24 protein-coding genes and 1 pseudogene are annotated in these 26,627 nt (G+C 72.2%); 9 read left to right on the plus strand and 16 right to left on the minus strand.

What is annotated here, in order from left to right:
- Positions 1 to 8: 8 nt before the first annotated feature.
- Positions 9 to 1,421: a L,D-transpeptidase gene (locus OG332_RS04095; RefSeq protein ID WP_327412130.1), complete on the minus strand. Its 1,413-nt coding sequence runs from the start codon at positions 1,419 to 1,421 to the stop codon at positions 9 to 11.
- A 227-nt stretch (positions 1,422 to 1,648) separates the two neighbouring features.
- Between OG332_RS04095 and OG332_RS04100 the strand changes: the two genes are divergently transcribed.
- The gene (locus OG332_RS04100; RefSeq protein WP_327412131.1) at positions 1,649 to 2,155 is read left to right on the plus strand and encodes a GNAT family N-acetyltransferase; all 507 of its coding nucleotides are present in this window, start codon (positions 1,649 to 1,651) and stop codon (positions 2,153 to 2,155) included.
- 67 nt (positions 2,156 to 2,222) lie between these two features.
- Here the strand turns inward: OG332_RS04100 and OG332_RS04105 are convergent, their stop codons facing one another.
- Positions 2,223 to 2,624 (minus strand): VOC family protein, encoded by a 402-nt coding sequence (locus tag OG332_RS04105; protein ID WP_327412132.1) that lies wholly within the window; start codon positions 2,622 to 2,624, stop codon positions 2,223 to 2,225.
- A gap of 150 nt (positions 2,625 to 2,774) precedes the next feature.
- Here OG332_RS04105 and OG332_RS04110 point away from each other — a divergent pair, with 150 nt between their 5' ends.
- The 3 genes from OG332_RS04110 (at position 2,775) to OG332_RS04120 (ending at position 5,107) form a co-directional block, all read left to right on the plus strand.
- A complete protein-coding gene (locus OG332_RS04110) occupies positions 2,775 to 3,416 on the plus strand; it encodes a TetR/AcrR family transcriptional regulator (RefSeq protein WP_327412133.1) in 642 nt (213 codons plus the stop codon).
- A gap of 170 nt (positions 3,417 to 3,586) precedes the next feature.
- A complete protein-coding gene (locus tag OG332_RS04115; protein WP_327412134.1) occupies positions 3,587 to 4,585 on the plus strand; it encodes an NAD-dependent epimerase/dehydratase family protein in 999 nt (332 codons plus the stop codon).
- 162 nt (positions 4,586 to 4,747) lie between these two features.
- Positions 4,748 to 5,107, plus strand: coding sequence for a DUF805 domain-containing protein (locus tag OG332_RS04120; RefSeq protein ID WP_327412135.1), 360 nt, complete (start codon positions 4,748 to 4,750; stop codon positions 5,105 to 5,107).
- 21 nt (positions 5,108 to 5,128) lie between these two features.
- Here the strand turns inward: OG332_RS04120 and OG332_RS04125 are convergent, their stop codons facing one another.
- The 7 genes from OG332_RS04125 to OG332_RS04155 all read right to left on the minus strand — a co-directional run bounded on the left by OG332_RS04125 (position 5,129) and on the right by OG332_RS04155 (position 13,327).
- The gene (locus tag OG332_RS04125) at positions 5,129 to 5,977 is read right to left on the minus strand and encodes a class I SAM-dependent methyltransferase (RefSeq protein ID WP_327412136.1); all 849 of its coding nucleotides are present in this window, start codon (positions 5,975 to 5,977) and stop codon (positions 5,129 to 5,131) included.
- Between the two features lie 104 nt (positions 5,978 to 6,081).
- Positions 6,082 to 6,951, minus strand: coding sequence for an ATP-binding cassette domain-containing protein (locus tag OG332_RS04130; protein WP_327412137.1), 870 nt, complete (start codon positions 6,949 to 6,951; stop codon positions 6,082 to 6,084).
- Positions 6,948 to 7,949: an ABC transporter ATP-binding protein gene (locus tag OG332_RS04135; RefSeq protein WP_327412138.1), complete on the minus strand. Its 1,002-nt coding sequence runs from the start codon at positions 7,947 to 7,949 to the stop codon at positions 6,948 to 6,950. The genes OG332_RS04130 and OG332_RS04135 overlap by 4 nt, the downstream gene beginning before the upstream one ends.
- Positions 7,949 to 8,854, minus strand: coding sequence for an ABC transporter permease (locus OG332_RS04140; protein ID WP_327412139.1), 906 nt, complete (start codon positions 8,852 to 8,854; stop codon positions 7,949 to 7,951). The genes OG332_RS04135 and OG332_RS04140 overlap by 1 nt, the downstream gene beginning before the upstream one ends.
- Positions 8,851 to 9,819 (minus strand): ABC transporter permease, encoded by a 969-nt coding sequence (locus OG332_RS04145; protein ID WP_327412140.1) that lies wholly within the window; start codon positions 9,817 to 9,819, stop codon positions 8,851 to 8,853. Before OG332_RS04145 ends, OG332_RS04140 begins: the two co-directional genes overlap by 4 nt.
- Positions 9,816 to 11,486, minus strand: coding sequence for an ABC transporter substrate-binding protein (locus OG332_RS04150; RefSeq protein WP_327412141.1), 1,671 nt, complete (start codon positions 11,484 to 11,486; stop codon positions 9,816 to 9,818). Before OG332_RS04150 ends, OG332_RS04145 begins: the two co-directional genes overlap by 4 nt.
- 158 nt (positions 11,487 to 11,644) lie before the next feature.
- The gene (locus OG332_RS04155; protein WP_327412142.1) at positions 11,645 to 13,327 is read right to left on the minus strand and encodes an amidohydrolase; all 1,683 of its coding nucleotides are present in this window, start codon (positions 13,325 to 13,327) and stop codon (positions 11,645 to 11,647) included.
- A gap of 128 nt (positions 13,328 to 13,455) precedes the next feature.
- Between OG332_RS04155 and OG332_RS04160 the strand changes: the two genes are divergently transcribed.
- On the plus strand, positions 13,456 to 14,151 hold the full coding sequence (locus OG332_RS04160; RefSeq protein ID WP_327412143.1) for a TetR/AcrR family transcriptional regulator: 696 nt from the start codon (positions 13,456 to 13,458) through the stop codon (positions 14,149 to 14,151).
- Positions 14,152 to 14,334: 183 nt separating this feature from the next.
- Positions 14,335 to 15,975 (plus strand): PKD domain-containing protein, encoded by a 1,641-nt coding sequence (locus OG332_RS04165; RefSeq protein WP_327412144.1) that lies wholly within the window; start codon positions 14,335 to 14,337, stop codon positions 15,973 to 15,975.
- Between the two features lie 120 nt (positions 15,976 to 16,095).
- Here the strand turns inward: OG332_RS04165 and OG332_RS04170 are convergent, their stop codons facing one another.
- Both OG332_RS04170 and OG332_RS04175 read right to left on the minus strand, forming a co-directional pair.
- Positions 16,096 to 18,117 (minus strand): prolyl oligopeptidase family serine peptidase, encoded by a 2,022-nt coding sequence (locus tag OG332_RS04170; protein WP_327412145.1) that lies wholly within the window; start codon positions 18,115 to 18,117, stop codon positions 16,096 to 16,098.
- Positions 18,107 to 18,259: pseudogene (locus tag OG332_RS04175) on the minus strand (AI-2E family transporter); the annotation flags it as partial. The gene OG332_RS04170 and the pseudogene OG332_RS04175, both read right to left, overlap by 11 nt.
- Before the next feature lie 105 nt (positions 18,260 to 18,364).
- On the opposite strand from OG332_RS04175, the gene OG332_RS04180 reads away from it, so the two are divergent.
- A complete protein-coding gene (locus tag OG332_RS04180; protein WP_327412146.1) occupies positions 18,365 to 19,657 on the plus strand; it encodes an MFS transporter in 1,293 nt (430 codons plus the stop codon).
- Between the two features lie 13 nt (positions 19,658 to 19,670).
- Here OG332_RS04180 and OG332_RS04185 read toward each other — a convergent pair whose 3' ends face one another.
- On the minus strand, positions 19,671 to 19,844 hold the full coding sequence (locus OG332_RS04185; RefSeq protein WP_327412147.1) for a hypothetical protein: 174 nt from the start codon (positions 19,842 to 19,844) through the stop codon (positions 19,671 to 19,673).
- Between the two features lie 569 nt (positions 19,845 to 20,413).
- Here OG332_RS04185 and OG332_RS04190 point away from each other — a divergent pair.
- Positions 20,414 to 21,844, plus strand: a complete 1,431-nt coding sequence (locus OG332_RS04190) for a nucleobase:cation symporter-2 family protein (protein ID WP_327412148.1) — start codon at positions 20,414 to 20,416, stop codon at positions 21,842 to 21,844.
- 56 nt (positions 21,845 to 21,900) lie between these two features.
- On the opposite strand, the gene OG332_RS04195 is transcribed toward OG332_RS04190, so the two are convergent.
- The 4 genes from OG332_RS04195 to OG332_RS04210 form a co-directional block, all read right to left on the minus strand.
- Complete coding sequence (locus OG332_RS04195; RefSeq protein WP_327412149.1) at positions 21,901 to 22,623, minus strand: transcriptional regulator; 723 nt, start codon at positions 22,621 to 22,623, stop codon at positions 21,901 to 21,903.
- A 148-nt stretch (positions 22,624 to 22,771) separates the two neighbouring features.
- On the minus strand, positions 22,772 to 23,578 hold the full coding sequence (locus tag OG332_RS04200) for an MBL fold metallo-hydrolase (protein WP_327412150.1): 807 nt from the start codon (positions 23,576 to 23,578) through the stop codon (positions 22,772 to 22,774).
- 137 nt (positions 23,579 to 23,715) lie between these two features.
- On the minus strand, positions 23,716 to 25,236 hold the full coding sequence (locus OG332_RS04205; protein ID WP_327412151.1) for an alpha/beta hydrolase: 1,521 nt from the start codon (positions 25,234 to 25,236) through the stop codon (positions 23,716 to 23,718).
- A gap of 97 nt (positions 25,237 to 25,333) precedes the next feature.
- A complete protein-coding gene (locus OG332_RS04210; protein ID WP_327412152.1) occupies positions 25,334 to 26,296 on the minus strand; it encodes an aldo/keto reductase in 963 nt (320 codons plus the stop codon).
- A gap of 64 nt (positions 26,297 to 26,360) precedes the next feature.
- Here OG332_RS04210 and OG332_RS04215 point away from each other — a divergent pair, with 64 nt between their 5' ends.
- Entirely contained in the window at positions 26,361 to 26,498 is a 138-nt protein-coding gene (locus OG332_RS04215) for a hypothetical protein (RefSeq protein ID WP_327412153.1), read from the plus strand.
- Positions 26,499 to 26,627: the final 129 nt, after the last annotated feature.

Genomic DNA, 26,627 nt, shown 5'->3' on the forward strand with positions numbered 1-26,627 from the left:
GGCCGCGGTCAGGTGGTCGGGTGCAGCCGGGACGGGGAGGGCGGTGAACCCTGCCGGTCTCCCTCCACGTCCGCGAGGGCACTGCCCGCCAGCCAGGTCCGCCAGTCCACGTTCCAGTCGCCGAAGCCGTTGTCGAAGGGGGCCATCTTCGCTCCGCCGCTGTTGACCACCTCCACGATGTCGCCTTCGCGGACCGTGTCGAAGAACCAGGCGGCGTCCTCGGTGCTCATGCCCGTGCAGCCGTGGCTGACGTTCTCCTCGCCCTGCGCCTCGACCGACCAGGGCGCGGCGTGGATGTACTCGCCGCTCCAGGTCACGCGCGTCGCGTAGAGGACGGGCAGGTCGTAGAACTCCTTGGTGCCGCGCCGGATGCCGACCGTGTCCCCGCGCATCCGGACCTTGGGCTCCTTGCGCAGGACGACCTTGATGCCGCTGCGGGTCCTGAAGCCCGCCTTGCCGGTGGTCACCGGGATCGTCCTGATGACCCGCCCGTTGCGGCGTACGGTCATCCGGTGGGTGGCGGAGTCGGTGACGGCCTCGATCCGGTCCGCGATGGTGAACTGCACGTCCTCGGAGGGGCCTCCGTAGCCGTGGTCCCCGACCTCGACCCCGTCGAGTCCGCTGCGCACGCGGACCACGGTGTGCGCGGGCCAGTACGTGCGCGGCCGGTAGTGCAGGGTCGAGTCGTCGACCCAGTGCCAGGCGCCCTCGACGTGGGGCTCCGAGGTCACCTGCAGCGCCTGTTCCAGGCGGGCGCGGGCCGGGAGGTCGTCGGCGGGCACCGGCCTGCTGAGGGAGGCGGTCACGATCTCGCCGGCCCCGTACGTGCCGGGGCCGGGCCCGAACTCGGCCGTGAGCCTGCCCCCGTCCGCGGGCGGCGCGGTCCGGAAGGCCATGGTCACGCCGACCGGGGTGCCGCCCGCGTCCTGGGCTCCGACGTGCACGGTGTAGGTCTCCCCCGCGCGCAGCGGCTCGGTGTTCGCCCAGCGCTCACTGTGCGGGCCGAGCTCACCGGCCAGATGGCGGCCGCGCCGGTCCTGCACGGTGACGTCGGTGAGGCGGCCGGTGTCGGCGAGGGTGATTTCGAGCGGCCCGCCGGCGTCCGTGGGAAGCACCCCCTGCCGGGCGGCGCGCGCCGCGTCGCCCTCGCGCAGGGCGGGCTCCTTCAGTACGGACCCCACTCCGCGCGCGGTGGCGAGCACCCGCTGCTGCTGCCAGCCGCTGCACAGTCCGGGCCGGAACATGCGTACCGCGCACCGTTCCCCGCCCGCCTCGTGACCCTCCTCCAGCACCCTCCCGACCAGCAGGGTGACCGCCGCTTCCCGCGGCGGACCGCCGAGGGTCCGCTCCGTCGTGTCCGCATCGGGCGCCCGGCCCGGCGCTGCGGCGACGACCAGCATGGCCCCCGTCACCGCAGCCACGGCGCCCCACGCCTTGGTCGGTTGTGTCCGTCGCATTCGTCGCATAGCCGTATCAAACCGATGGAGAGCCAAAATGATGATCATGGACTCGGCTCTGGGGCCGAACTGCACCCCAAGAGAACTCGGACGGAGCACAACCGCCGGCCCGGGCCGACCGGTTACCGGCGTCGCATCGAGGCGTCGATACCCAGGTGCCCTCGGACGCCCCGTCCACCGACAATGCGCCCATGCCCATTCGCACAGCACACGTGAACGAACTGACCGTCCTCCAGGACATCGAGAGGGCCGCCGGGATCTGCTTCCGGGACATCGGCATGCCGGAGATCGCCGACGACGAGCCGTTGACGCTCGGCGAGCTCGGCCGGTACCAGCGGTCCGGGATGGCCTGGGTCTCGGTCGACGCGGCCGATGCCCCGGTCGCGTACCTGATCGCCGACCGCATCGACGGCAACCTCCACGTCGAGCAGGTGTCCGTACACCCGGACCGCGCGCGCCGCGGTATCGGCCGGTCCCTGCTGGAGCACCTGGCCCGGCTCGCCGCGCGCGAAGGGGTGCCCGCCCTGACGCTCACCACCTTCACCGAAGTGCCGTGGAACGCCCCGTACTACGCACGCTGTGGCTTCCGGCTGCTGGACGACGGCGGGCTCACGCCGGGCCTGCGGGAGATCCGCGCCCGCGAGTCGGAACACGGCCTGGACCGGTGGCCCCGCGTCTGCATGCAACGCGACGCCTGACGGCCACGGACGCACGGCGTGACGCCGCCGCGCCGCGACGCCGCCACGCCGTACTGCCGTGATGCGCTCACTGCGCGGGGTCGGCGGGGATTTCGGTGTTCCATTCGACGAGCTGGACGACGACTCCGTTCGGGTCGGTCATCTGGAAGAGACACTCGCCCCAGGGCTCTTCGCGCAGCGGCATGGTGATGGGCGCGCCCGCACCCCGCAGCCGTGCCTCCTCGGCCTCGATGTCGGCGACCGTGAGCGCGAGGATCAGGCCGCCCGCCCGCCGGTCGCGCTGGTCGGCCGGGAGGACCTCGGTGCCCAGACGGAGCAGGACGATGTCCACGGCGGCGTCGCCGCGGGTCAGGAAGGCGAAGCCGTCGGCGGCGACGGCCACTTGGTAGCCGAGGTGGGTGCAGAGGAAGTCGCGGGAGGCGTCCACGTCGGCGACGGTCAGGGAGAGGGTGGAGGTGGTGACGTTCACGGCGGCTCCTCGGGACGAAGTGCGGCGGGTGCGCGGCATCTTCCGTTCGGAATCATCTTCCGTCCGGGCGATTTTTGCGATGGACGTAACTTTAAGCAGGACCCGTTCGCCCGGTCAAGGATATTTTTACAACGGGTGTAAGATTTTCGCATGGGTACCGAGATGGGGCTCCGCGAGTCCAAGAAGCAGGAGACACGACAGCTGATCTCCGACCACGCCACCCGGCTCTTCATCGAGCAGGGCTTCGAGCCGACGACCATCGCCGAGATCGCCACCGCGGCGCGCGTCGCCAAGAAGACGGTCACCAACTACTTCGCGCGCAAGGAGGACATGGCCCTCGACCACCACGAGGAGTTCACCCGGAGCCTGGCCCGCGCCGTCACGGCGCGGGCCGAGGGGGAGCCCGTCGTGGCGGCGCTGCGGCGGGAGTTCCACACGGCTCTCGAAGGCCACGACCCCGTCGCAGGGTTCGCCGGTCCCGAGTTCGCCCGCATGATCGCGGAGAGCCCCACGCTCACCTCCCGGCTGCGCGAACTCCACGAGCAGCGCGAAGAGGCCCTCGCGGCGGCCCTGGCCGACCTCACCCCCGGCACGGCCCCGGACGTCGACCCCCGGGCGGCGGCCGCCCTCCTCGCCGCGGCGCATCGCCTGCTGTTCCGGCGCATCCAGGAGCTCACCCTGACGGGACACTCGAACGACCGGATCACCGCCGCCCTGGCCCCGGAGGCGGCGCACCTCTTCGATCTCCTCGCCGCCGCCCTCGGAGACGGCCCCGCGCCCGTGGCGGCGTGACCTCAGATCCCCGCTGAGGCCATCTCCGTTGTCAGGAATGAGATTTCCATGCCCCTGCCACATGGTCAACGGCGCCGGCCCGGCCCGGCCGGATCCGTACCGCGCGCTCCCTCCTTCGCCGAGCGCGAACCCCGGGCCGCTCACCGCTCCCGATGTGCTGGACTGGGTGAATGGATCTTCTGATGCTGGGCGGGACGGCGTGGCTGGGTCGTGAGGTCACGCGGCAGGCGCTGGGGCGCGGGCACAAGGTCACGTGCCTGGCACGCGGCGAGAGCGGGGCCGTCGTCCCCGGCGCACGGTTGGTGGCGGCGGACCGGAAGCAGGACTCCGCCTACGCCGGACTCCTCGGCCGCGACTGGGACGCCGTGATCGAGGTGTCGTGGCAGCCGGCCTTCGTCCGCGGCGCGCTCCGCGCCCTGGCGGGGCGGGCCCGGCACTGGACGTACGTCTCCTCCGTCAGTGCCTACGCCGACCAGGGCACGGTCGGCGCCGACGAGTCGGCCGCGCTGCTGGCGCCGACCGAGAGCCCGTACGCGGAACGGAACGAATACGGCGAGGCCAAGGTCGCGTGCGAGGCGGCTTCGCGCGCGGCGGTCGGAGACCGGCTCGTCGTCGCCCGGGCCGGTCTGATCGGCGGACCCGGCGACCACAGCGGGCGTTCGGGCTATTGGGTGGCCCGCTCCGCCCGCGAGGTCGACCAGCCCATGCTCGTACCCCGCTCCCCCGGCCCGCCGACCCAGGCGGTCGACGTGCGCGACCTCGCGGGCTGGCTGCTGGACCTCGCGCAGCAGGGCGCCACCGGGACCTTCGACGCCGTCGGACCCGTCGTCCCCTTCGACGAGTGGGTCGACCTGTCGCGGCGCGTGGCCGGCCACACCGGACCGGTGGCTACGGCGGACCCGCAGTGGCTCCTCGACCAGGGGGTCGGGCCGTTCATGGGTCCCGAGTCGATGGCCATGTGGATGACGGATCCGCAGTGGGCGGGCTTCTCGGCGCGCAGCGGGGCCGCGGCGGGTGCGGCCGGGCTGCGCCACCGCCCGCGCGTGGAGATGCTGGAGGCCCTCCTGCAGTGGGAACGCACCGAGGGACTGGACCGCGCCCGCCGGGCCGGCCTGAGCACGGCCCGCGAGCGCGAACTGCTCACCGCGCTCCCCGGGCTCGACGGCTGAGGCGGCCGGCGGTGCCCGGCGATGCCCGAGGGCGGGGCTGACCTGGAGCGATGCCGCGCGAACCCTGCTTGACGGGGGGCGTTCCTCGACCTGGCGTCCGAGTCCTTGGCCGGCTCCGCTCCGGACGAGGCCCGCCCTTTCGTTCTGCTCCCGGGGGAACTCATGCACTACTACACCGATGTCCTCAAGAAGTACGCCGTCTTCAGCGGCAGGGCCACGCGCCGCGAGTTCTGGATGTTCTGGCTGATCGACACCGGGCTCGTGATCGCCCTCATCGTCCTGGACGACGCCCTCGGCACGTCCGTACCGGAAACGGTCTACGCGCTGGCCACCTTCCTGCCCTCGCTCGCCGTCACCGTGCGCCGCCTGCACGACACCGGCCGCTCGGGCTGGATGGTCCTCATAGCCGTCCTCCCGCTCATCGGCTACATCTGGCTCCTGGTCATACTGGCGAGCGCAAGCTCGACCGACGAGTCCTACGGGCCCTGCCCCGGCACCGCCGACCCCCTGCCGGCCCTCTGAAAGTCGTGGCAGCAGCTGCGGTCACGGCCGGGGCCTGGTCGCGATGAGGGCCCGGACGCGGACCGTCCGGGCGTAGGTGCCGCTGGGGTCGTGGTCCAGCAGGGCGTGCCGCAGCTCGGACTCGAACGCGGCCCTGCGGTCGCCGAAGAGGGCCGGGGCGGAGGAGGGGCAGGAGAACAGGAGGCCGGCCACCTGGTCCACGGTGTGGCGCAGGCGCTGGTCCCAGGTGATGGTCTCGACGCGGGAGAACGGCGACTTGGCGAGATGGTCCTCGGAGACCTCCGCGCCCTCCGGACCCTCCGCGCCCTGCGACTGCGCCGAGTCCTCCGCCTCGCCCGACCGGTCCACGTCGTCCCAGTCGGCCGCCCTGCCGCGGCCGGGTCCGAGGAATCGTGCGCACACCTCCTCGGCGACCGCCGCCCAGGCCGGACCCGGGACGTCCGGCCGGGGTACGCAGTCGACGAGGACGATCCCGCCCCGGGGCGCGAGTACCCCGTCCAGCTCGGCCGCCACCCGCGTCCGGTCCATCAGGTGGAAGGCCCGGCCGATGACGCACAGGTCGATCCGGGGCAGACAGAGCCGGCCGATGCCGGCGGCGTCGGCCGCCAGCCAGGAGGTGTTGGTCAGGCCCCGCTCCTCGGCGAGCCGGGCCCCCTCGGCGAGCATGGCCGGCTCCGGGTCGACGGCGTAGACCTGGTCGGCCAGCGGAGCCAGGGCCAGGGTGATCGGGCCCGGCCCGGCGCCGAGGTCCAGTACGGTCTGCGAGCCGTCGAGCGCGAACCGGTCCGCGAGCAGCTCGTAGAACTCCGCCGGGTACGCGGGCCGGTAGCGGACGTAGTACGGAGCGGCGGACGCGTACGGGGTGCTCATGGGGTCCTCCCGGGCCGGGGTCGATCCGCCGATGGTGGGGCACAATCCGGCGCCCGGCGACGACCGGCACCGGAAATCCCCCGTACGGATTCCCCGGCCGCCTCTTACGTCGCCGCCGCCGGCCGGTGGACTCCCCCCGTGAACGGGTCAAGGCGGCGCCGGCGCCGGCTGATCGAGTCGGGGTCCCAGCCCGGCCGGGGTACCGACGCCAGCAACAGCCGGGTGTAGGGGTCCCGGGGCGAGGTGAGCAGCTCGGAGACCGGGCGGTGCTCCATGGTCCGGCCCCGGTACATGACGAGGGCCTCGTCGCAGACGTAGCGGACGACGGCCAGGTCGTGGCTGACGAAGACAAGGCCGATACCGGTGTCGCGCCGGATGTCCGCCAGCAGGTTGAGCACCTGTGCCTGTACGGAGACGTCCAGGGCCGACACCGCCTCGTCGAGCACCAGGACGGCGGGTTCGACCGCCAGCGCCCGGGCGATCGCGGCGCGTTGGCGCTGCCCGCCCGAGAGGCGGCGGGGCAGGGCGGCCGCCTCGCGGTCGCCGAGGCCGACCTGGGCCAGCAGCTCCCCGACCCGGTCGGCCCGTGCCGCGCGGTCGCGGGTCCCGTGCAGCCGGAGCACGCCGTCGATCGTCGCGCCGATGCTGATCCGGGCGTCCAGGGAGAGGTACGGGTCCTGGAAGACGATCTGGACGGCCTTGGCCCGGGCCAGCCGCGCCGCTCTCCCCCGTACGGCCGCGGCCAGCGGTTCGCCCTGGACGAGGATCCGGCCCGCGTCGGGGCGTTCGAGGCCGATCAGCATCCGGGCCGTGGTGGTCTTCCCGGAACCGGACTCGCCGACGATGCCGAGGGCACCGCCCGCCCTGAGGGTGAACGACAGGTCGTCGACAGCGACGACCACGGCGCCGCCGGTCCGGTAGGTCTTGCGCAGGCCGCTCACCTGGAGGAGGGCTGCGGCGGGGTCGGTGGTCAACTGTCCTCCGTGCAGGATGCGAGGGAAGGCGCCGGCGCCGCGGCCAGTTCGGCCGTGCGGTGGCACGCGACCTCGGCCGGGCCGTGCCGTTGCAGCAGGGGCGGGGACTGGTCGCAGCGGCCGGGTTCGGCGAAGCGGCACCGGGGCGCGAAGGCGCAGCCGGGAGCGGACTCCAGCAGGCCCATCGGGGCGCCGGGGATGGGGGTGAGGCGGCCGAGCGGGCCGTCGAGCGGCGGTGAGGAACCGAGCAGGCCGGCGGTGTAGGGGTGGCGGGGCGAGGCGAAGAGTTCCCCCACGGGCGCGGTCTCGACGATCCGGCCCGCGTACATCACGTAGATCCGGTCGCTGACCGCGGCGGCGAGTTCGATGTCGTGGGTGATCAGGAGGAGGCCGAGGCCGCGTTCGCGCTGGAGCCCTCCCAGGATGGCGAGGATCTCGGCCTGGGTGCTGACGTCGAGTGCGGTGGTCGGCTCGTCGCACAGCAGCAGCCGGGGTTCCGCGGTGAGGGCGGCGGCGATCACGACGCGCTGGAGCATTCCGCCGGAGAGCTCGTGCGGGTACTGGTTCAGGTGCCGGGCGGGGTCGGGCAGGCCCACCGCGCCGAGGAGTTCGGCCGCCCGGGCGTCGGCCTGGGCCTTGGACCAGCCGTGGACCAGGCGCAGCGGCTCGGTGAGGAAGTCTCCGACGCGGCGGACCGGGTTGATGGCGGCCCGCGGATCCTGGTAGATCATCGCCGCCTTGTTGGTCCGTACGTCGCGCAGGCTCGCGGTGTCGGCGCCGACCAGGTCGGTCCCGTCGACGCGCACCCGGCCGCCGACTTCGGCTCCCGCCGGGAACAGGCCGAGGGCGGCGCGGGCGGTGACGGATTTCCCCGAGCCGGATTCGCCGACCAGCGCGACGACCTCCCCGGCGGAGACCCGCAGGGCGACGCCGTCCAGGATCGGGCGGGCCATGGCGGGCAACGAGACGCTGAGGTCTTCGTAGGCGAGCAGTGTCATCAGGAGTCCCTCCCCGCGAGCCGGTCGCCGAGGTTCTCCCCGACGACGTTGAAGGCGACGACCACCAGGACCACCGCCACGGCCGGCGCGATCGCGGACAGCGGCTGCCCCTGCAGCACGGCCGCCTGACCCTGGTTGATCATGGCGCCCCAGTCGGGCGTCGGCGGCTGTACGCCGAGGCCCAGGAAGGAGAGGGCGGCGAGGTCGAGCAGGGCGTACCCGAAGTTCACCGTCGACTGGGCGAGCAGGGTCGGGGCGATGTTGGGCAGCATCCTGCGGACCGTCACGAACAGGGCCGAGTGGCCCTGGACCTGGTAGGCGGCGATGTAGGGGCGGGCCTTCTCCTGGACGGCGAGGCCGCGCACGAGCCGGGCGGTGTACGGCATGTAGGCGATCGCCATGGCGAGGACCGGTGCCGTCATCCCCTTGCCGAAGAGGGCCACCGCGAGGATCGCCAGCAGCAGCGCGGGGAAGGCGAACACGACGTCGAGCACCCGGCCGGTCACGGTGTCGATCCATCCGCCGCGCCAGGCGGTGAACAGGCCGACCGCCGTACCCAGGAGGGTGGAGAACAGCACCACCGCGAGGGGTCCGGCGAGGCTGGTCCGGGTACCCGCGATCAACGCCGAGAAGGTGTCGTGGCCGCCCTGGTCGGTGCCCAGCCAGTGGTCGGCGCTCGGGCCCAGGAGGGTGTCGCCGAGCCGGCCGAAGGTCGGGTCCTGGGGGGCGAGCCACGGCGCCAGCAGCGCCACCAGGACGAATCCGACGAGGAGCAGCAGGCAGCCCTGCTGGAGCCGGCTGCCGCCGAGGGCCCGGAGCCGGGTCAGCCGGCGGCGGTCCTTGGCCGCGGCCGCGGCCCGTGCGGTCGGCTCGGTCTGTGCGGTCTGTGCGGTGTGTGCGGTCATCGGGCGCTCCCCGCCGCGGCCATGCGCGGATCGATCAGCGGGTGCACCAGGTCGACGAGGGCGTTGACCACGACGAACGCGGCCACCACCAGCAGGACGATCGCCTGGACGACCTGGAAGTCCAGCTGGTCCACCGACTGCACCAGCAGGGAACCCACTCCGGACATCCCGAAGGCGGTCTCCACGATCGCCGTGCTGACCAGCATCCCCGAGACCAGGAGCGCGGAGACGGTCACGATCGGTCCCAGCGCGTTGCGCAGGACGTGCCGCCGGATGACGGTCCGTCGGGGTGTCCCCCGGCTGAGGGCCACCTCGACGTGCTCGCGGCGCAGTTCGTCGAGCATCGCCGAGCGGGTCACGCGGGTCACGAGCGCCACGAAGGTCACGGACAGGGCCGCGGCCGGGAGCGCCACGTGGTGCAGGCGGTCCAGGACGCCGGTGCCGTTCCCGATCGTCGGGAACCAGCCCAGCTGCACGCCCAGTACCGATCGGAGGAGGAGCGCGGCGACGAAGGCGGGCGCGGCGGCGCCCACGGTCACCAGGAGCATCAGGGTGCGGTCGGTCCGCGTGCCCCGGCGCAGTGCGCCCACGGCGCCGGATCCGATGCCCACCACCGCGATCATCAGGGCCGATACGCCGATCAGCAGCATGGACGCGGGCAGCCGCGACCAGATGACCGAGGAGACGTCCTGGTGGAAGAGGTGGGAGCGGCCGAAGTCCCCGTGCAGGACGCCCTCCAGCCAGTTCCAGTACCGGACCAGGAACGGCTCGTCGAAGCCGTACTGGCGGCGGATCTCGGCGAGTTCCTGCGGGCTGGGGCTGCGCCCCTTCACGAGGAAGGAGGCGGGGTCCCCCGGCGCCAGGAACAGCGAGGAGAAGACGAGGAAGGAGGTGACGAGCAGGGTCGCCGCCATGCCGGCCAGCTTGCGCAGCACCCGTCCGGCCCGTGCCACCGCGACCGTCATCCCTTCGCCCCGATCTCGGCCGCCCACGGGTAGTAGAGGTAGGCGATGGACGGCTGGACACCGGTGATCCGCTTGCCGAGGAACACGCTCACGGGCTGGGTGTAGAGGGGCAGCCAGGGCAGTTCCCGCAGGGCGATCCGCTGGGTCTCGGCGTTCGCGGCGGTGTGCTCGACGGGGTCGTAGCTCGCGACCGCCTTGTCGACGGCCGCGTCGAAGGCGGGGTCGGACCATCCGCCGTAGTTGCTGAACGCGCCGGTCTGGAGGGCGCCGTACATGTCCAGCGGGTCGGTGATGGAGGTGTTCCAGAAGGTGAGGAAGAGGTCGATGCCCTCGCGGGCGGCCGGATCGGTGAAGAGCGTCGTGTACTTCTCCGCGGAGACGGAGTCGATCTGCGGCTTCAGGCCGATGGCCGTGGCGGCCTGGGCGACGGCCTGGGTGATGATCGTCGTCTGGGAGTCCAGCGGACTGGTCGCGATCACGATCTTCTGACCGTTCACTCCGGCTTCGGCGGCGAGCGCCTTGGCCTTGGCCGGGTCGTACGGGTACGTGGGGACGTCCTTGCGGATCGCGTCGCGGGTCGCGTCGGGCGCGTCGTTCCAGAGGTTGTCGGTGACCAGGGAGTGCGCCACCTCGCCGACCCCGCCGGCGCCGGCCTTGAGGATGCCCTCGCGGTCGATGGCCATGAGGAGGGCCTGGCGCACCCGGACGTCGCCCAGCGGGCCCTTGAGGTTGCTGACCACCTCGTCGGCGACGGTGGTGTTGCGGCCGAAGTAGAGCGATCCGGCCTGGGTGTCGCGCAGTTGGGCGTACGCGTTCGGCGGGACCATCCAGCCGCCGTCGACCTCACCGCTCTGGAAGGCGTTGACCCGGGTCGTCGCGTCGCCGAGGAAGACGAACTTCACCTGGCCGGACTTGGCCTTGAGCGCGGGGTTCCAGTAACCGTCGAAGCGCTTGAGCGTGAGCGACTGGCCGGAGGCCCAGGAGCCGAAGGAGAACGGGCCGGTGCAGTTCACACCGGTCTGGGGGCTGCCGTAGTCGTTGCCTGACTTCGCGAGGGTGGCGGCGGATTCCACGGTGCCGGGGCCCGCGGCGAGGTACTTGTTGAAGGTGGAATCGGGCCGCGCGAGGGTGACGGTGACCTCCAACGGCCCGGTCCGGTCGACCGACTTCACGTTGCGGAAGGGGTTGGCCCAGACGCTGGCCGTCTGCGGGTCGAGGTTGCGGCGCAGCGAGGCCACGACGTCGTCGGCGGTGAGCGTCGTCCCGTCGTGGAAGCGCACTCCGGGGCGGATCTGGTAGACCCAGGTGGTGGGGGTGGGGTTGGTGTACGAGGACGCGAGGTTCGGCGAGGTCGTCAGGTCGGGGTTCCAGCGGAGCAGGCTCTCGCAGACGTTGGCGAGGATCTGGTTCGGCGGGAAGTCGAACGAGTGGGCGTAGTCGATCGTGGTCGGCTCCGCGTAGGTCGACCAGGTGAACGAGTCCACGTCGCCGGCGGGGTCGGGCGTCTTGTCGGTGAGCTGGAAGGCGGTGGTCGCGCCCTTCCCCTGGTCCGCGGTGCCGCTGCACGCGGTGCTGACGAGCACCGCGGCCGCCGCGAGGGCGGCTGCCAGGGCGTGGCGGATCCGGCTGCGTCGGTGGTACGGCGATCCCGATGTGGCTGATGACATCGTCTGGCTCCCTGAGGGGTGAGCGTGGTGGGGTTCGTGCTGCTCGGCCGGTGGCGGCCCGGCCGGTGACTGCCCTGTCCGCCGGCAGTCCGTGATCGGTGTGCCGGTGCGCGGGTGCTCAGTGCGCAGGTGAGCGCGGGTGCGCAGGGCTCCGGTGCTCAGTCCGTCGCGGCGAAGACGAGTTCGCCGTCGAGGTAGGTCCGCAGGACCCGGGTCTCGGCGATCTCCTCGCTGGGGTGGGCGAAGGGATCCCGGTCGAGGACGACGAGGTCCGCGTACTTGCCCACCTCGACGGTGCCGGTGGCCTCGTCGAGGTGGTTCACCCAGGCGCTGCCCGCGGTGTAGGCGGTCAGTGCCTGGGAGAGGGTCAGCGCCTGCTCCGGGAAGAAGGGAGCCAGGGGTTCGAAGGTCCCGGACGCGTCGGGGTCCTCGTCGGGGACGGCGCGGTTGACGGCGACGTGGATGCCCCACAGCGGGTTGGGGCTGCTCACCGACCAGTCGCTGCCGGCGACGAGGCGGGCGCCGGCCCGCTGCAGGTCCCCGAAGGGGTACTGGAGGGCGGCCCGTTCGGGTCCCAGGAAGGGGATCGTCAGCTCGTCCATCTGCGGCTCGTGCGCGGCCCACAGCGCCTGGATGTTCGCGGCCGCTCCCAGGCTCGCGAAGCGCCCGATGTCGTCGGGGTGGACGATCTGCAGGTGGGCGAGGTGGTGGCGGTTGTCGTTGGCGCCGTTGGCCGCCCGGGCCGCGGCGAGTGCGTCGAGCACCTCGCGCACGGCGCGGTCCCCGAGTGCGTGGAAGTGGACCTGGAAGCCGGAGCGGTCGAGCCGGGACACCGCCTCGGTGAGCAGTTCCGGTGCGATGAAGCTCAGTCCGGAGTTCGCGGTGGCGCAGCCGCAGCCGTCGAGGTAGGGCTCCAGCAGGCCGGCCGTGAAGTTCTCGGCGATGCCGTCCTGCATGATCTTGATGCTGGTGGCGTTGAACCGGCCGACCTGTCCGGTGCGGCGGCGCTCCTCCAGTTCGGGTATCTGCTCCAGGCCGCGTTCGCGGTCCCACCACAGGGCGCCGACGACGCGTGCGCGCAGGGAGCCCTCGCGCGCCGCCCGCAGGTAGACCCCGTAGTTGTCGGGGTTGCCGGGGAAGGCGCCGATCATGGCGTCCTGCCAGCTGGTCACGCCGAGGGAGAAGAGGTGCTCCTGCGCGGCGAGGAGGCCGGCGTGCGCCTCGTCGGGCGTCGCGATCGGCACGTGGCGGGCCACCAGGTCCATGGCGCCCTCCTGGAGGGTGCCGGCCGGGGTTCCGTCGGCGTCCCGCTCGATCCGGCCGTCCACCGGGTCGGGGGTGGTGCGGTCGACGCCCGAGAGTTCGAGTGCGCGGGTGTTGACCCAGGCGCCGTGGCCGTCCCGGTTGGTGAGCATGACGGGCCGGTCCGGCACCACCGCGTCGAGCATGGCGCGCGTCGGCGTGCCCCCGGGGAAGACGTCCATGGACCAGCCGCCGCCGCGGATCCAGGCCGCTTCGGGGTGCTCCTCTGCATACGCGGCCACCACCGCCAGGTAGCCGTCGATGGACCGCTCCTCGCCGAGGTCGCAGCTGAGCATCTGCACGCCGGCCACCGCCGGGTGGACGTGGGCGTCCTGGAACCCCGGAACGAGCAGTCCGCCCGCGAGGTCGACCACCTCGGTGTCCGCGTCTGCGAGGGAGCGCACGGTGGCGTCGTCGGCGACGGCGAGGATCCGTCCGCCCCCGATGGCGACGGCGGCGTCGACCGGGGCCGGCCCGGTCGCGGTGAAGACCTTCCCGCCCACGAATACGGTGTCGGCCCGCTGCCTGTTGTTGGACATCGACGCATCCTCCGGCTCGGCGGGCAGACCCGCACGTCTTGTTTGTTGAGGAGGAGTGAACGGGAGCGCAACATTGTTGTCAACGGTGTTGCGCCGCCTCTGATCCACATCGTTACACTGGCCCCACCATGCCGAAGCCATCCGACGCACCCGCCCGGTCCAAGCGCGCGGGCAGCCAGCTCACACCCGACGCGATCATCGAAGCGAGCCTGCGCATCGCGGCCCGCGGGAGTGAGGACGCGTTCACCGTCCGGCGCCTCGGCGAGGAGCTCGGCGCCGACCCGACCGCGATCTACCGGCACTTCCGCGACAAGGACGAGCTGCTGCTGTCCGTCGCCGACCGCACGCTCGGCGAGGTGCTCGACAGCATCCCCGAGGGGCTCGACTGGAAGGGCCGGCTGCGGGCGCTCGCCGACGGCTCACTGGAGGTGGCGCTGAAGTACCCGGTGGTCGGATCGACCATGGCCAGCCGGACCACCCGGCGGCCCAACGAGTTCCGGGTGGTCGAGCTCATCCTCGGCGCCGTCATGGAGGCCGGGCTCGACGGCGCCGAGGCCGCCGTCCACTACCGCATGGTCGGCGACTCGCTCCTCGCGTACGTCGGCCAGCGCGCCGCCTACCTGCTGTTCGACCCGGACATCCGGGCGGCCGACGAGTCCTCGTGGAGCCGCGAGTACCGCCTGGTCGACGCGGAGGGGTTCCCGAACATCACCCGACTGAGCACGCAGCTCGCCGAGGTGACGGACGAGCAGATCTTCCTCGCCAGGGTGGAGGCGCTGATCACCGCGATCGAGAAGCGCGTGGAGGAACTCCGCGCGACGTAGGACCTGCCGGGCGGTGTGGGCGCGCGAACGACCAAGGCCGCCGGACGGCGTGGCCGGCCACCTTGATCACCTCACCGGGGAAAGCCCTCGCCAGAAACATCGCACGTATGTACTCTGAGCGGGCGTCAAACCTGATCACGTTCAAAAACTAAAATGGGGGGGCCGGTGCGTAATCGCCGACTCATGCTTTCCACCGCCGCAATCGTCGCGGCCGGTGTCGGACTCGTCCCGGGTGTCGCCAACGCGACGGGCCAGGACGGGGCCAAGGGGACGGACCACCGGGGGGTGTCCGTTCCCGACCTCGATCTGAACAAGATCGCGGCCAAGGTGTACAAGGAGGGGACCGCCTCCAGCCCTGCTTCCAAGACGGTCCACCCGGCCGCCAAGGGCAGCAAGCAGGCCTCGGACGCCGCCGCAGAGCCGACGGTCGCCCTGGAGGCCGAGGCCACCAGCGCCCACGGCGTGCAGCTGAAGCTCGCCGTCACCAGCGACCCGGGCACCGCGCTCGGCGTGCTCGTCGAGTGGGGCGACGGCGGCCAGGTACAGGTGGGCGCCAACGGCCCCACCGACCTGACCGAGAACCACGTGTACGCCAAGTCCGGCGTCTACACCGTCAAGGTCACCCTGATCGACGGCAGCGGCGGCGGCGTCCGCGGCACCAACCAGATCGTCGTGCAGACCGCGGGCAACGAGTTCACCCCGCACGCTCCGACCCGTCTGCTGGACACCCGTGCGGGCATCGGCGCGGCCGCGAAGAAGGTGCCCGCCTTCGGGACCGCCCGCATCAAGGTCGGCGGCGCCGCTCAGATCCCGGCCGGTGTGACCGCCGTGGCCCTGAACGTCACCGTCACCAACCCCTCGAAGGACGGACACGTCCGCGTGTACGCCGAGGGCGGCGAGGTGCCGACCACGTCGAACGTCAACTACACCCCGGGGCAGACCGTCCCGAACATGGTGATCGCGTCGGTCGGCCAGAACGGCTACGTGGACATCTACAACCACGGCGCGGGCGAGCTCGACCTCATCGCCGATGTCACCGGCTACTTCTCCAAGTCCGCCGCCAGCGGCTACACCTCGCTCAACCCGAGCCGTATCGTCGACACCCGCGAGGGCCTCGGCACGAGCCAGGGCAAGGTCCCGGGCTACGGCAGCTTCAGCACCCAGGTCCACGGCCGTGGGGGCGTCCCGACGAGCGCCAAGGCCGTCGCGCTCAACGTGACCGTGCACGAGCCGAACATGGAAGGTCACCTGACCGTCTACCCCGGCGGCCCGGCCCCGACCTCGTCGAACCTGAACTTCAGCCAGGGCCAGACCATCGCCAACTCGGTCATCGTCCCGATCGGCCCCGATGGCAAGATCAACATCCGCAACGGTGCCGGAGCCGGGACCCACGTGATCGTCGACGTCGTGGGCTACTACAGCCCCGAGAGCGAGAGCGCGCTGATCCGCACCGCCCCCAGCCGCTGGTTCGACACCCGCGAGTGGGGCAACCCGCTCGACGGCCGCTCCTACATCTACGGCCGGGTCGCGGGCGGAGACACGAACGTCACCGCGCTCGTCACCAACGCCACCGTCACCAACCCCGAGGGCACCGGCTTCCTGACGGTCTCCCCGGACCCCAACTCGTGGGCCGCCTACGAGGGCGGCTGGGAGACCTGGCCGACCCCGCCGAACTCCTCCAACCTCAACTGGACCTACCGCAAGACCGTCCCGAACCTGGTCCAGGCGAGCTCCGGCGTCAACAACGTGATCGACTTCTGGAACATGGGCTACCAGTCCACGGACCTGCTCGTCGACACCTTCGGCTTCTACGCCAAGAACTGACGCCCGGCCCACCGGCAGGACCTGCCGGCTGAACCGCCGGCACGGCGCCCCGGGAGCGGACCCCAGTGGTCCCGCTCCCGGGGCGCCGTGCGTCGTTTCCGGCCCGGTTCCGGCCCCGCATCACTTCGACGGGGTCAGCCGCTCCCACAGGAAGGTGTGGACGAGGGCCTCGTTGAATGCGGTCTGCCGGTGGTCGGTGGCGCCCGCGTGGCCGCCGCCGAGGTGCTCGTGGAAGAAGACCGGATGCCCGGACTCGCGCAGCCGGGCGGCCATCTTTCGGGCGTGGCCCGGGTGGACGCGGTCGTCGCGGGTGGAGGTGAGCAGGAGCAGCGGCGGGTACGCGGGCCCCTCCGCCCGGACCTGGTGGTACGGGGAGATCCGCTCCAGGTGGGGCCGGTCGGCCGGGCTGTCGGGATCCCCGTACTCGGCGATCCAGCTGGCGCCGGCGAGCAGCTTGTGGAAGCGGAGCATGTCCAGCAGCGGCACGTGGGCGACGACCGCGCCGAACAGCTCCGGGTCCCGGGTGAGCATCGCGCCCATCAGCAGCCCGCCGTTGCTGCCGCCCTCGATTCCCAGCTGGGCGGGGGTGGTGACACCCCGGGCGGTGAGGTCCCGGGCGACGGCGGCGAAGTCCTCGTAGGCCCGGACCCGGTTCGCGCCGAGGGCCGCCCGGTGCCAGTCCGGCCCGTACTCGTGCCCGCCCCGGATGCCCGCGACGACGTAGGTGCCGCCCCGCGCGAGCCAGGCCCGTCCGGTGAGCGCGCTGTACTGCGGGACCATGGAGATCTCGAAGCCGCCGTACCCGTAGAGCAGGGTGGGGCCCGGGCCGGGGCGGTCCTCGGGCCCGACGACGAAGTACGGGACCCGCGTGCCGTCCGCGGAGGTCGCGAAGTACTGGCTCACGGCGAGGCCCGCGGTGTCGAAGAGCGCCGGGCCCTGCTTGACGCTCTCGCCGTCGCCGCCGGCCGTGCCCCGGTAGAGGGTGGACGGCTGGAGGAAGCCCGTGACGTGGTGGAAGTACTCGTCGCTCACGTCCGGGTCGGTGCAGGTGACCGAGGCCGTGGACAGCGGGGGTACGCCCGGCAGCGGTGCGCGCCGCCAGCCGCCGGGTTCCGGGGTGAGGAGCTCCATCCGGGAGGAGACGTCGGCGCGGGTGCTGAGGATGAGGTGGTTGCGGGTCCAGCTGTATCCGGCGAGCGCGGTCCGCTCGTCCGGGGTGAACAGCACCTCGGCCTTCCGCTCCCCCGCCCGGAAGGCGTCGAAGTCGAAGGCGAGCAGGCTGCCCGCGGGGTGGCCGAGCCACGGCGCCTTGGTGGTGACGGTCAGCCACTGCCGGTGGACGGAGGCGCCCGCATCGTCCGGTACCTCGATCTTCACCGGCGCACCGGCGGGGTCCTCCGGGAGGAGGAAGAGTTCCTTGTTCCAGAAGTCGATCTGCCGGTGGACGAAGTCCCGTTCGAAGCCGGGGGTGTCGTCGTGCCATCCGCTGGCGGACAGGTCCGAGGGCCGGCCCTCGTAGACCAGCTCCGCCTCTTCCAGGGGGGTGCCGCGCCGCCAGCGGCGCACCTGGAGCGGGTATCCGGAGGCGGACATCGAGCCGGGGCCGAAGTCGGTCCCGATCCAGATCCGGTCGTGGTCGATCCATCCGATCCGGGTCTTGGCCTCCTCGACCGTGAACCCGTCCTCGACGAACTCCAGGGTCTCCAGGTCGAACTCGCGCACGACGCAGGCGTCGGCGCCGTCCCGCGACAGCATGACCAGGGCGTGCCGGTGTCCGGGGGCCAGGACGCTGCTGCCCGCCCAGGCCCACTTCTCCTCCTCCGCCTCGGCCAGTGCGTCCAGGTCCAGGACCACCTCCCAGGCCGGCCGGTCCGTGCGGTACTCCTCGAGCGTGGTCCGCCGCCACAGCCCGCGTACGTGGTCGGCGTCCTGCCAGAAGTTGTACAGGTGGCGGCCCCGGCGGACGACGTGGGGGATCCGGCCGTCGTCGTCCAGCACCTCGCGCATCTCCTGCTCGAGCACCTTGAACCCGGGGCCGCCGGTCAGCGCCTCCACGGTCTCGGCGTTGCGCTCCCGTACCCAGTCGAGGGCGGCCTCGCCGGATACGTCTTCCAACCAGAGGTAGGGGTCTTCATCGCTCATCAGGCGATTGTGCAGGAAGACGGGCCGCGCGCAGGGCCGAGTGCACCGACCAGACCACCGAGATCGCCACCACCAGCGGGTGCAGCCGCACCGCCCGGCTCATCACCAGCGGGTGCAGCAGATGGCCCTCGATCTGGCCGATCCGGAGGGACGGGGACGGAGGCCTGCGGGCGGACGGGCCCGGGGGGAGGCCGGCGCCGGGAAAATGCGTTGCCCCGGCGGGGCCGCACGCCGACGATGGCATCTCGTGAGCACCTCCCGACTGACCGCCGTACTGCCCGATCTCGCACCGTGGCGGTCCAGCCGCGACTTCCGGCTGCTGTTCTACCAGGGGACGGTGACGTACTTCGGCTCGTTCATGGCCATGATCTCGCTGCCGCTCCAGATCAAGCACCTGACGGACTCGCCTCTGGCGGTCGGCGCGATGGGCGCGGTGGAGCTGGCTCCGCTGGTGGTCTTCGGGCTGTACGGGGGCGCCCTCGCCGACGCGGTCGACCGGCGGCGGATGATCCTGCTGACCGAGGCGGGACTCGGGGTGCTGGCCCTGGTGCTCCTGGTGAACGCGCTGCTGCCGGATCCGCTGCTGTGGCCGCTGTACGTGGTCGCGGCCGGCGTGTCGGCCCTGGCCGGGCTCCAGCGGCCGGCCCTGGACTCGCTGATGGCGCGGATCGTGCCGCACGACCAGCTGACCGCGGCCGCCGCCCTCAACGGGCTGCGCTACCAGTTCGGCGCGATCGCAGGTCCCGCCGTGGCGGGTCTGGTCGTCGCCTACGCCGGGTACGCCTCGGCCTACTCGGTCACCGTCGTGGGCTTCCTCGCCTCCGTGCTGCTGTGTCTGCGGCTCAGTCCGGCGCCGCCCGTGCGGGGCGCCGAGCGTCCCTCGCTGCGCGGGATCGCCGAGGGCGCGCGGTACGCGTGGAGCCGGCCCGTGCTGCTGGGGACGTACGCCGTCGACCTGGCGGCGATGCTCTTCGCCTTCCCGAACGCAATCTTCCCCTTCCTCGCGGACGAGCTGGACGCGGTGTGGGCGCTGGGTCTGATGTACGCGGCGGGGGCGGTGGGCTCCCTGCTGCTGGGGCTGACCAGCGGCTGGGTGTCCCGGATACGCCGGCACGGGCTCCTGGTGGTGTCCGGGGCGGCGCTCTGGGGGCTGGCGATCGCGGCGGCGGGCGCGTCCGGCGGGATCTGGCTCGTGCTGCTGTGCCTCGCGGTGGCGGGCGCCGGCGACATGCTGAGCGGGCTGGGGCGCGCCACGATCTGGAACCAGACGATCCCCGAGGAGCTGCGCGGCCGGCTCGCGGGCATCGAGGTGCTCTCGTACAGCGTGGGCCCGCAGCTGGGCCAGGTCCGGGCGGGCACGATGGCCGGATGGACCGGTACCCGCTCGGCCTTCTGGAGCGGCGGTCTGGCCTGCGTGGCATCGGTGGCGGTGCTGGCCGCCCTGCTGCCGAAGCTGATCTCCTACGACGCCGACACCGACGAGGACGCGCTGCGCCGCAGGGCGGTCCGGGAGGCGGAGCCGAGCGGGGCGGTGGCCTGACGCCCGCCCGTGCTCAGCTCTCCTTCTCGGCGAGGATCCGGTCGGCCGCGTAGTGCGGGCAGTTGGTGGCGTGCCAGGTCACCGAGAGCGAACAGGGTCCGGTCCGCAGGGTCCGCACCGCGCCGTCGGCGGCGGTGGCCTTACAGAAGGGACACACGACGGTCTCCGGGCGCAGTAGATCGAACATGCCGTGTCCTTCCCGCAGCTTTCTCACACCGGACCAGTCCAGAACTATCAAATCCGGCGCCATTCGGCCCCAGTACCCACAAGTACGGATGGGTATTGGTTGCCGTGGCCGAGCGGGAAGAGCGGTGGAACGGCCACCGGGAGGCGTCCTGGGGAGGCGGCCGCACCGGCGAGAACCCGGGCTGCGGCCCGGAGTTCGGGGCCGGTCCACGAGCAAGTGGCCGGGCTCGCCGTCACGTCGGGAAGACGGACCATGCCGTAAGGGTTGCGCAGGGCCTCGGCGATGACGCCGGGCCGCGGGAGGTTGCTCGCGAGGAAACACCGCCTTTGGCTAGGGTGAGCGCCCTCGGTCGATCCCTCCTTCGGATCTCAAGATCAAACACGGATCCGATGCATCGATCGAAGGACGTTCCGCCACCCGGGACATGAATACGCAGTGCAGAGCGACGTTGGTTGTCGGCAACACCGCCCGGCGTCGGCTCGGTACAAACCGCCCTGCCCTCGTCCTGTCACCCAGGACTGGAGGGCGGCGGTCTTCTCATTCACCTACCTCCCCAAGGCAAGGCAGAGATGGCACGAATGCCCCGCCGGTCCTCCCGTCGACCGCACCCGCACACGCACCCGGTCGACGAACTGCTCCCGATCCCCCGACTCGCCCTGTACGGCTTCCAGCACGTCCTCGCGTTCTACGCGGCGGCGGTCATCGTTCCGGTCCTGCTCGGGAACGCGCTGAGCCTCTCCCGCGAGGAGCTCGTCCACCTCATCAACGCGGACCTCCTGACCTGCGGCGTGGCCTCGATCATCCAGGCCCTCGGCGTCTGGAAGGTCGGTGCCCGGCTGCCCCTGGTCCAGGGCGTCACCTTCACCGCGGTCTCGCCGATGATCGCCATAGGCACGGGGGCGGGCGGCGGTACCGCCGGTCTCCTCGTCGTCTACGGGGCGGTGATCACGGCGGGCACGGCGACCTTCGTCTTCGCGCCGCTCTTCAGCAAGCTCGTGAAGTACTTCCCGCCGGTCGTCATCGGCACCATCCTCACGATCATCGGCATCACACTGATCCCGGTGGCCCTGCAGGACGCCGCCGGAGGTGCGCACCTCATCGGCACCCCCGCGTACGGGGATCCGAAGAACCTCGCCTACGCGCTGGGAACCCTGCTCTTCATCCTGGCCATGGTCAGGATCGGCAAGCCGTTCCTGAGCAGCCTGGCCGTCCTGCTCGGGCTCATCGCCGGCACGGCGGTCGCCTGGCTCCTCGGCGACGCCGATTTCGCGGTGGTGGGGCAGACCGGCTGGTTCGGGGTCACCACGCCCTTCCACTACGGCATGCCGCGGTTCGAGCTGCTCCCGATCGCCGCCATGCTCGTCGTCATGCTGATCACCATGGTGGAGACCACCGGGGACGTCTACGCGATCGGCGAGATCACCCGCAAGAAGGTCGACGCCGACACGGTCGCGCGGGCGCTGCGCGCCGACGGCGCGGCGACGGTGCTCGGCGGCGTCCTCAATTCGTTCCCGTACGTGGCGTTCGCCGAGAACATCGGGCTCGTACGTGTGCCCAAGGTCATGAGCCGGTACGTGGTCGTCGCGGCCAGCGTGTTCATGGTCGCACTGGGGCTGATGCCCAAGGCGGGCGGCCTCGTCGCCGCGATCCCGCACCCGGTGCTGGGCGGGGCGGCGATCTCCATGTTCGGCATCGTCGCCGCGGTCGGCGTGCAGATCCTGGGGAAGGCCGATCTGCGCGAGGAGCGCAACACGCTGATCCTGGCGGTCAGTCTCGGCGCCGCCCTGCTGCCGACCACGGTCGCCCCGTTCTTCGCCCGGATGCCGGACGACCTCCGGGCGGTCCTCGACAGCGGGATCACGCTGGGCGCCCTCACCGCCATCACGCTGAACCTGCTCTTCAACGTCTTCACGCGCCGCTCCACGACGGAGATCGACTGGGACGGCATCGGGGAAGAGGGCTCGACGGAGCCGCAGTTCGGGGCCCGCCCGGCCCTCTGACGCGGGCACCGCGGGGCCGGGAGGGGGCGGGGCTACCTTCCCGGCCCGCCGCCCCGTCAGCGCCCGCCCAGCGGGAACGGCGACGCCTCGCCCTCCTCCCCGATCAACTCCCAGAAGTGGTCGACGAGTCGGCGCAGGTATGCGGCGCGCTCCGCCGCGATCTCCTTGAGCCGGGCGTCGTCGTTGCGCGCGACCAGGTGTCCCATGTACCGCTCCGAGAACCGCGAGAACTCCTGGTGCATCGTGCGCAGTGCGTCCCCCACGCTGGTCGCGTCCACCACAACGATCTCCGCCACCGGTTCCACGTACGTCTTCCACCGCCCGGCGACGGCCGACCTCAGGAGCTCCGCCAGCTCGTCCACCCGTCCCATGATCCCGATGAGCTTGCGCAAGGACAGGCCCAGGGCCTCCACGAGCGCCCTGGTCTGCCAGGCGTCGCCGCGCCAGTGCTGTGCGGCCTCGGCCTCGCGGTATTCGGTCGGGTCCATGCCTATGCGGTACGCCAGCCGCTCCACGGTGAGCCGGCGGGCCAGCCGGTGCTCGGCGAGGGTGCGCGGTTCGATGCCCATCAGCGCCGTCGCTTCGCACCACAGGACGTCGGCCAGGGCGAAGAGCTGCCGGTCGGTGGGGACCTCGGAGCCCTGCTCCCAGGCCAGGACCAGCCGGGGGTGGACGGGCGTGCCGCAGGTCGCCATGAAGTGGGCCACCTGGGTCGGGGACAGGCCCATGCGGGCTCGTGCGGACCTGGCCTCGGTCGGGGAGAACGGAGTGCTGTGCACGGACGCGACACCTCGCAGCATCCTCGGACGCGAGGCGTGCGAGGGGAGGACGGAACGATGGATGAACACCAAGCGCGGGCACAGTAACAGATGTTCAGCTGATGTTCAGCGGGGTGTAACCGTCCATCTCCCTGTGATTCAAAGGCTATCAAGCCCCTCCAGGCTCGAAGTTCGCGAGCATCTGCTCCAGCGCGGCCTGGTCCGGCCCCGAGAACGGATCGAGGCCGGGCAGCGCGGCGAGGGTGTCGATGAACTGTGTGGTCTGGCCCACCGCCGGCGGCAGGTGCGTGCACAGGATGGTCTGCGGGTCCATCGCCCGCAGCGGCTCCACGGTGGACAGGAACCGGTCCGGATCCACCACTTGGACCCAGGGGCTGTCCACGCTCGCCCAGAGCCGCTGGGACGCCCTCAGGTCCTCGGCAGGCAGCGCCCCGACGTCGGTGCTCAACGCGACGTCCGCAGAGGGCATCGGACCGCCGAAGCAGTCGGAACTGAAGCAGGTCCGCGAACGGTCCTCGTAGAAGCCGACGGTGGCCGGGTTGTCGAACAGCGGCGGCCGGAACGCGTGCAGCGTCCGGTCGCCCACGTCCAGGGTCTGGCCCGGATTGAGGAAGTACAGCCGGTCCAGGGGCAGCGGCCGCTCGGTGGACATAATCCCGGCGGCCAGGAACGTGGTGACCACCCGCGCCCGGGGAGCGGCTTCGAGCAGTGCGAAGAGGCCGCCCGTGTGGTCCCGGTCGGGGTGGGTCAGCCAGATCCACAGCACGTCTTCGGGGTCGAGCACCGAACCGAGGGTGTCGACGAAGTCCCGGTCGGGCAGTCCGAGGCCGGTGTCGACGACCACCGGCTGCTCGGAGTGCAGGACGAAGGCGTTGACGGGGAGGAAGCCGATGCCCGGAACCTCCAGGCAATCCGCGAGAACGGTGATGTCGGGTCCCGGCTTGTGCGTGCTCATGGTCGTCTCCACCCCCCTGCGCGGTTCGGGCTCTCCCTCCATCGTGGCGCCGCCGGGTTGCGACCGCGCGCGGGAGCCGGTCCGCACAGAAGGTGGTGTCCGCGCGGGAGGTGGTCTCCGCCCCCGGGGCTCCGTCCTCAGTTCGCGCAGTCCGTGTCCCGGGCCGGACGCCTGCCGGTGGTCAGGAACTCCGTGACGGCCCGGTTGCCGCACGCGTTGCCGTTGCCGAGGTAGAGCCCGTGGCCGCCCTGCTCGACGGTGACCATGCGGGCCCGGTCGCCCAGCGCCTCACGCATCTTCAGCCCTCCGAAGAGCGGGGTCGCCGGATCCCGGCGGCTCTGGAGCAGGAGGATGTTCGACGGCCCGTCGTCGGTGATCCGCGTCGGCTTCTGCGCCGGGGCGTCCTTCCAGAAGGAGCAGGGCAGCACGTTCACCGGCATGCCGGCCGTGAGCGGGTGGCGCGCGCGGTCCGCGTCGACCGCGCGCTGGTACGAGGCCATCGGCACGTCCGGCCACTCCACGTCGTTGCAGATGACGGCGACCATGAGCGCCGCGTCCGGGTCCGGGATGGGCTGGGCGAGCTCGCGCGGGAGGGCGGGCTTCTTCGCCGGGTCCCCGGCCTCCTTGACGAGCCGGGCGAAGGGGGCGAAGGCGGAGTCGCTGTAGAGGGCGTTCTGGAGGGCCTGGCGCAGGCCGTTGCCGGTCAGGGGCACGCCCGGGGTGGTCGATTCCCTCGGCGCGCGGTCCAGCGCGGCCGCGAGCGACAGGACGAGCGGCTCGACCTCCTCGGGCCGCCCTGCCAGTCGCAGACCGTCCTCGTCCCGGTCGGGGTGGACCGCCCAGGCCGCGAAGTCGGGGAAGCGGTCCGCGGCGCCCTGCGACATGTTCGCCAGCCAGCCGCGGGCGACCCGCTCCGGGTCGGGGTCGCCGCTGCTGTCGAGGACCCAGCGGTCGGTGCGCTGCGGGTACTTCTGCGCGTACACGGCCCCCACGTAGGTCCCGTACGAGGTGCCCCAGGCGGAGAGCTTGCGCTCGCCGAGAGCCTCGCGGAAACGGTCCATGTCGCGGACCTGGTTGGCGGTGGTGAAGCTGCGCAGCTCGGGACCGCCGCCCAGGGCGCAGGCCTCGGCGATGCGCCGGGAGCGCGCGATGTTCTCGGTGATCTCCCCGTTCGGGCCCGGCCAGGACCGCAGGCTGGTGAGGTACCGGTCCTCGGGGGCGAGACCGCAGGTCGCGGTGGTGCTGGCGCCCACACCGCGCGGATCGAAGGCGACGAGGTCGTACGCGCCGCCGAGTTCCCGCCGGAGGGCGTCGCCCTTCAGCTTCAGGCGCTGTACGCCGGAGCCGCCCGGACCGCCGGGGAGCACGACGAGCGTGCCGCGCCGGGCCTCGGGGCGGTCGCTGCGGATGCGGGAGACGGCGACGGTGAGCTGCCGGCCGTCGGGGTCGTCGTAGTCGAGCGGGACGGGCAGCTCGGCGCACTCCTGGCCGGTGGGCACGTCCGGATCGGCGCAGGTGTGCCAACTGAGCTGCGGGGCGGGCGCCGTGGGCCGGACGTCCGCCGGTGCGGCGGTCGCGGCGGTCACGGTGCTGAGACCGGCGGCCACGGAGGCCGCGGCGAGGGTGAGGTACAGGGCCTTCTTCGGGTAAGTCGTCATGGCGCAAGCCTTGTTGATCTCGCCCCGGCGCCCCATCCAGCAGGCCGGTCGGCTCCCGGTGGGGCTAACCCCCGTGCCGCCCGGTCGGGTTGCCGGATCAGGGCAGCGGGACTCCGCGGGCGGTGATCCAGAGCTCGTACCACTCCTCGTGCGTGAGGTCGGGCTCCCGTACGGCCGCGTCGCGGCAGGCGCGGATCCGGTCGGGACGGGCGGTGCCGATGACGGGTGCGATCCCGGCGGGGTGCCGGATCAGCCACCACAGCAGGACCGCCTCGGGCGTCGTGCCCTTGCGCCGGGCAAGCTCGGCCAGCAGGTCCGCGGTGGCCCGCTCGGCCGTCGTCTGCTGGCGGCCGGTGAAGCGGCCCTGCGCCAGCGCACCCCACGCCTGGAGGCGGATGCCGTGGTCGCGGCAGTGTTCCAGCGTGCCGAACGGGAAGCCGTTGGCCGCGGACTCGGGCGTGTTGAGCAGCACTCCGGCCTCGACCCAGTCCCGGCTGTGCAGGCTCATCTCCAGCTGGTTGGCCACCAGCGGGACGTCGAGACGCGCCTGGAGGTGGGCGATCTGCGCGGCGCCCATGTTGGACACGCCGAAGCGCCGTACGAGACCCTGCCGGTGCAGGGACGTCAGCGCCGACGCGGTGGAGTCCACGTCCGCCAGAGGATCGGGCCGGTGCAGCAGGAGGACGTCGATCACGTCGGTGCGCAGCCGGGTCAGGCTCTCCTCCACCCGCCGCGTGATGCTCTCCCCGCGGAGGTCGTAGATCCCCGGGCGGTCCGCCCCGCCGAGCCGGATCCCGCACTTGGTCTGGAGCGTGATGCGGTCACGCAGCCCCGACGTGCGGGCGAGCACCTCGCCGAAGACGGCCTCGGCCTTCCCGTGCCGGTAGATGTCGGCGTGATCGAAGGTGGTGATCCCGCTCTCCAGGGCTGCGCGGACGGCCGCCTCGGCGGCATCGATGTCGCCGGGCCCGTACGCACCGGGCTCCCAGCTCCCGCCGAGTCCCATGCACCCGTACAGCACCCGCTCTTCACCGCTCATGCCCACAGCCTCGTTCGTCACCACGCCACCCTAGGGGGTGCCCGACGTGGGCTTCACGTCGCCCGACCGGCCGTACACTCGGGCCATGGGTCGCATGGGTTCGACGAGGCAGTGCCTGCAGCAGGCCGCCTCCGGACTGCGCCCGGCCGCCGTCGACCCCGCTCCCGCGGCTGACGTCGAGGCGCCCGAGACCCGTCGGGTCGCCTTGCACGGCCACGGCTAGCGCTTCCTCCTCCCGGCGCCGCTGCTCCGCGCAGTGGTCGGGGCTCTCCTGCCGGGCCGAGCCACCTCGTCGTCCTGCTCTCGCCGGACGACTGCCCGCCCCGCTCCACGGCACCACCGCAGCTTCCCG

Source organism: Streptomyces sp. NBC_01233 (genome assembly GCF_035989305.1).
In the GTDB taxonomy this organism is placed as follows: domain Bacteria; phylum Actinomycetota; class Actinomycetes; order Streptomycetales; family Streptomycetaceae; genus Streptomyces.

Excerpts from the sequence above, each read along its gene's own strand:
- OG332_RS04100 (WP_327412131.1), top strand. The coding sequence starts at position 1,649 with ATGCCCATTCGCACAGCACACGTGAACGAACTGACCGTCCTCCAGGAC.
- OG332_RS04110 (WP_327412133.1), top strand. The coding sequence starts at position 2,775 with ATGGGTACCGAGATGGGGCTCCGCGAGTCCAAGAAGCAGGAGACACGA.
- OG332_RS04115 (WP_327412134.1), top strand. The coding sequence starts at position 3,587 with ATGGATCTTCTGATGCTGGGCGGGACGGCGTGGCTGGGTCGTGAGGTC.
- OG332_RS04120 (WP_327412135.1), top strand. The coding sequence starts at position 4,748 with ATGCACTACTACACCGATGTCCTCAAGAAGTACGCCGTCTTCAGCGGC.
- OG332_RS04125 (WP_327412136.1), bottom strand. The coding sequence starts at position 5,977 with ATGAGCACCCCGTACGCGTCCGCCGCTCCGTACTACGTCCGCTACCGG.
- OG332_RS04135 (WP_327412138.1), bottom strand. The coding sequence starts at position 7,949 with ATGACACTGCTCGCCTACGAAGACCTCAGCGTCTCGTTGCCCGCCATG.
- OG332_RS04140 (WP_327412139.1), bottom strand. The coding sequence starts at position 8,854 with ATGACCGCACACACCGCACAGACCGCACAGACCGAGCCGACCGCACGG.
- OG332_RS04145 (WP_327412140.1), bottom strand. The coding sequence starts at position 9,819 with ATGACGGTCGCGGTGGCACGGGCCGGACGGGTGCTGCGCAAGCTGGCC.
- OG332_RS04150 (WP_327412141.1), bottom strand. The coding sequence starts at position 11,486 with ATGTCATCAGCCACATCGGGATCGCCGTACCACCGACGCAGCCGGATC.
- OG332_RS04155 (WP_327412142.1), bottom strand. The coding sequence starts at position 13,327 with ATGTCCAACAACAGGCAGCGGGCCGACACCGTATTCGTGGGCGGGAAG.
- OG332_RS04160 (WP_327412143.1), top strand. The coding sequence starts at position 13,456 with ATGCCGAAGCCATCCGACGCACCCGCCCGGTCCAAGCGCGCGGGCAGC.
- OG332_RS04165 (WP_327412144.1), top strand. The coding sequence starts at position 14,335 with ATGCTTTCCACCGCCGCAATCGTCGCGGCCGGTGTCGGACTCGTCCCG.
- OG332_RS04170 (WP_327412145.1), bottom strand. The coding sequence starts at position 18,117 with ATGAGCGATGAAGACCCCTACCTCTGGTTGGAAGACGTATCCGGCGAG.
- OG332_RS04185 (WP_327412147.1), bottom strand. The coding sequence starts at position 19,844 with ATGTTCGATCTACTGCGCCCGGAGACCGTCGTGTGTCCCTTCTGTAAG.
- OG332_RS04190 (WP_327412148.1), top strand. The coding sequence starts at position 20,414 with ATGGCACGAATGCCCCGCCGGTCCTCCCGTCGACCGCACCCGCACACG.
- OG332_RS04200 (WP_327412150.1), bottom strand. The coding sequence starts at position 23,578 with ATGAGCACGCACAAGCCGGGACCCGACATCACCGTTCTCGCGGATTGC.
- OG332_RS04205 (WP_327412151.1), bottom strand. The coding sequence starts at position 25,236 with ATGACGACTTACCCGAAGAAGGCCCTGTACCTCACCCTCGCCGCGGCC.
- OG332_RS04215 (WP_327412153.1), top strand. The coding sequence starts at position 26,361 with ATGGGTCGCATGGGTTCGACGAGGCAGTGCCTGCAGCAGGCCGCCTCC.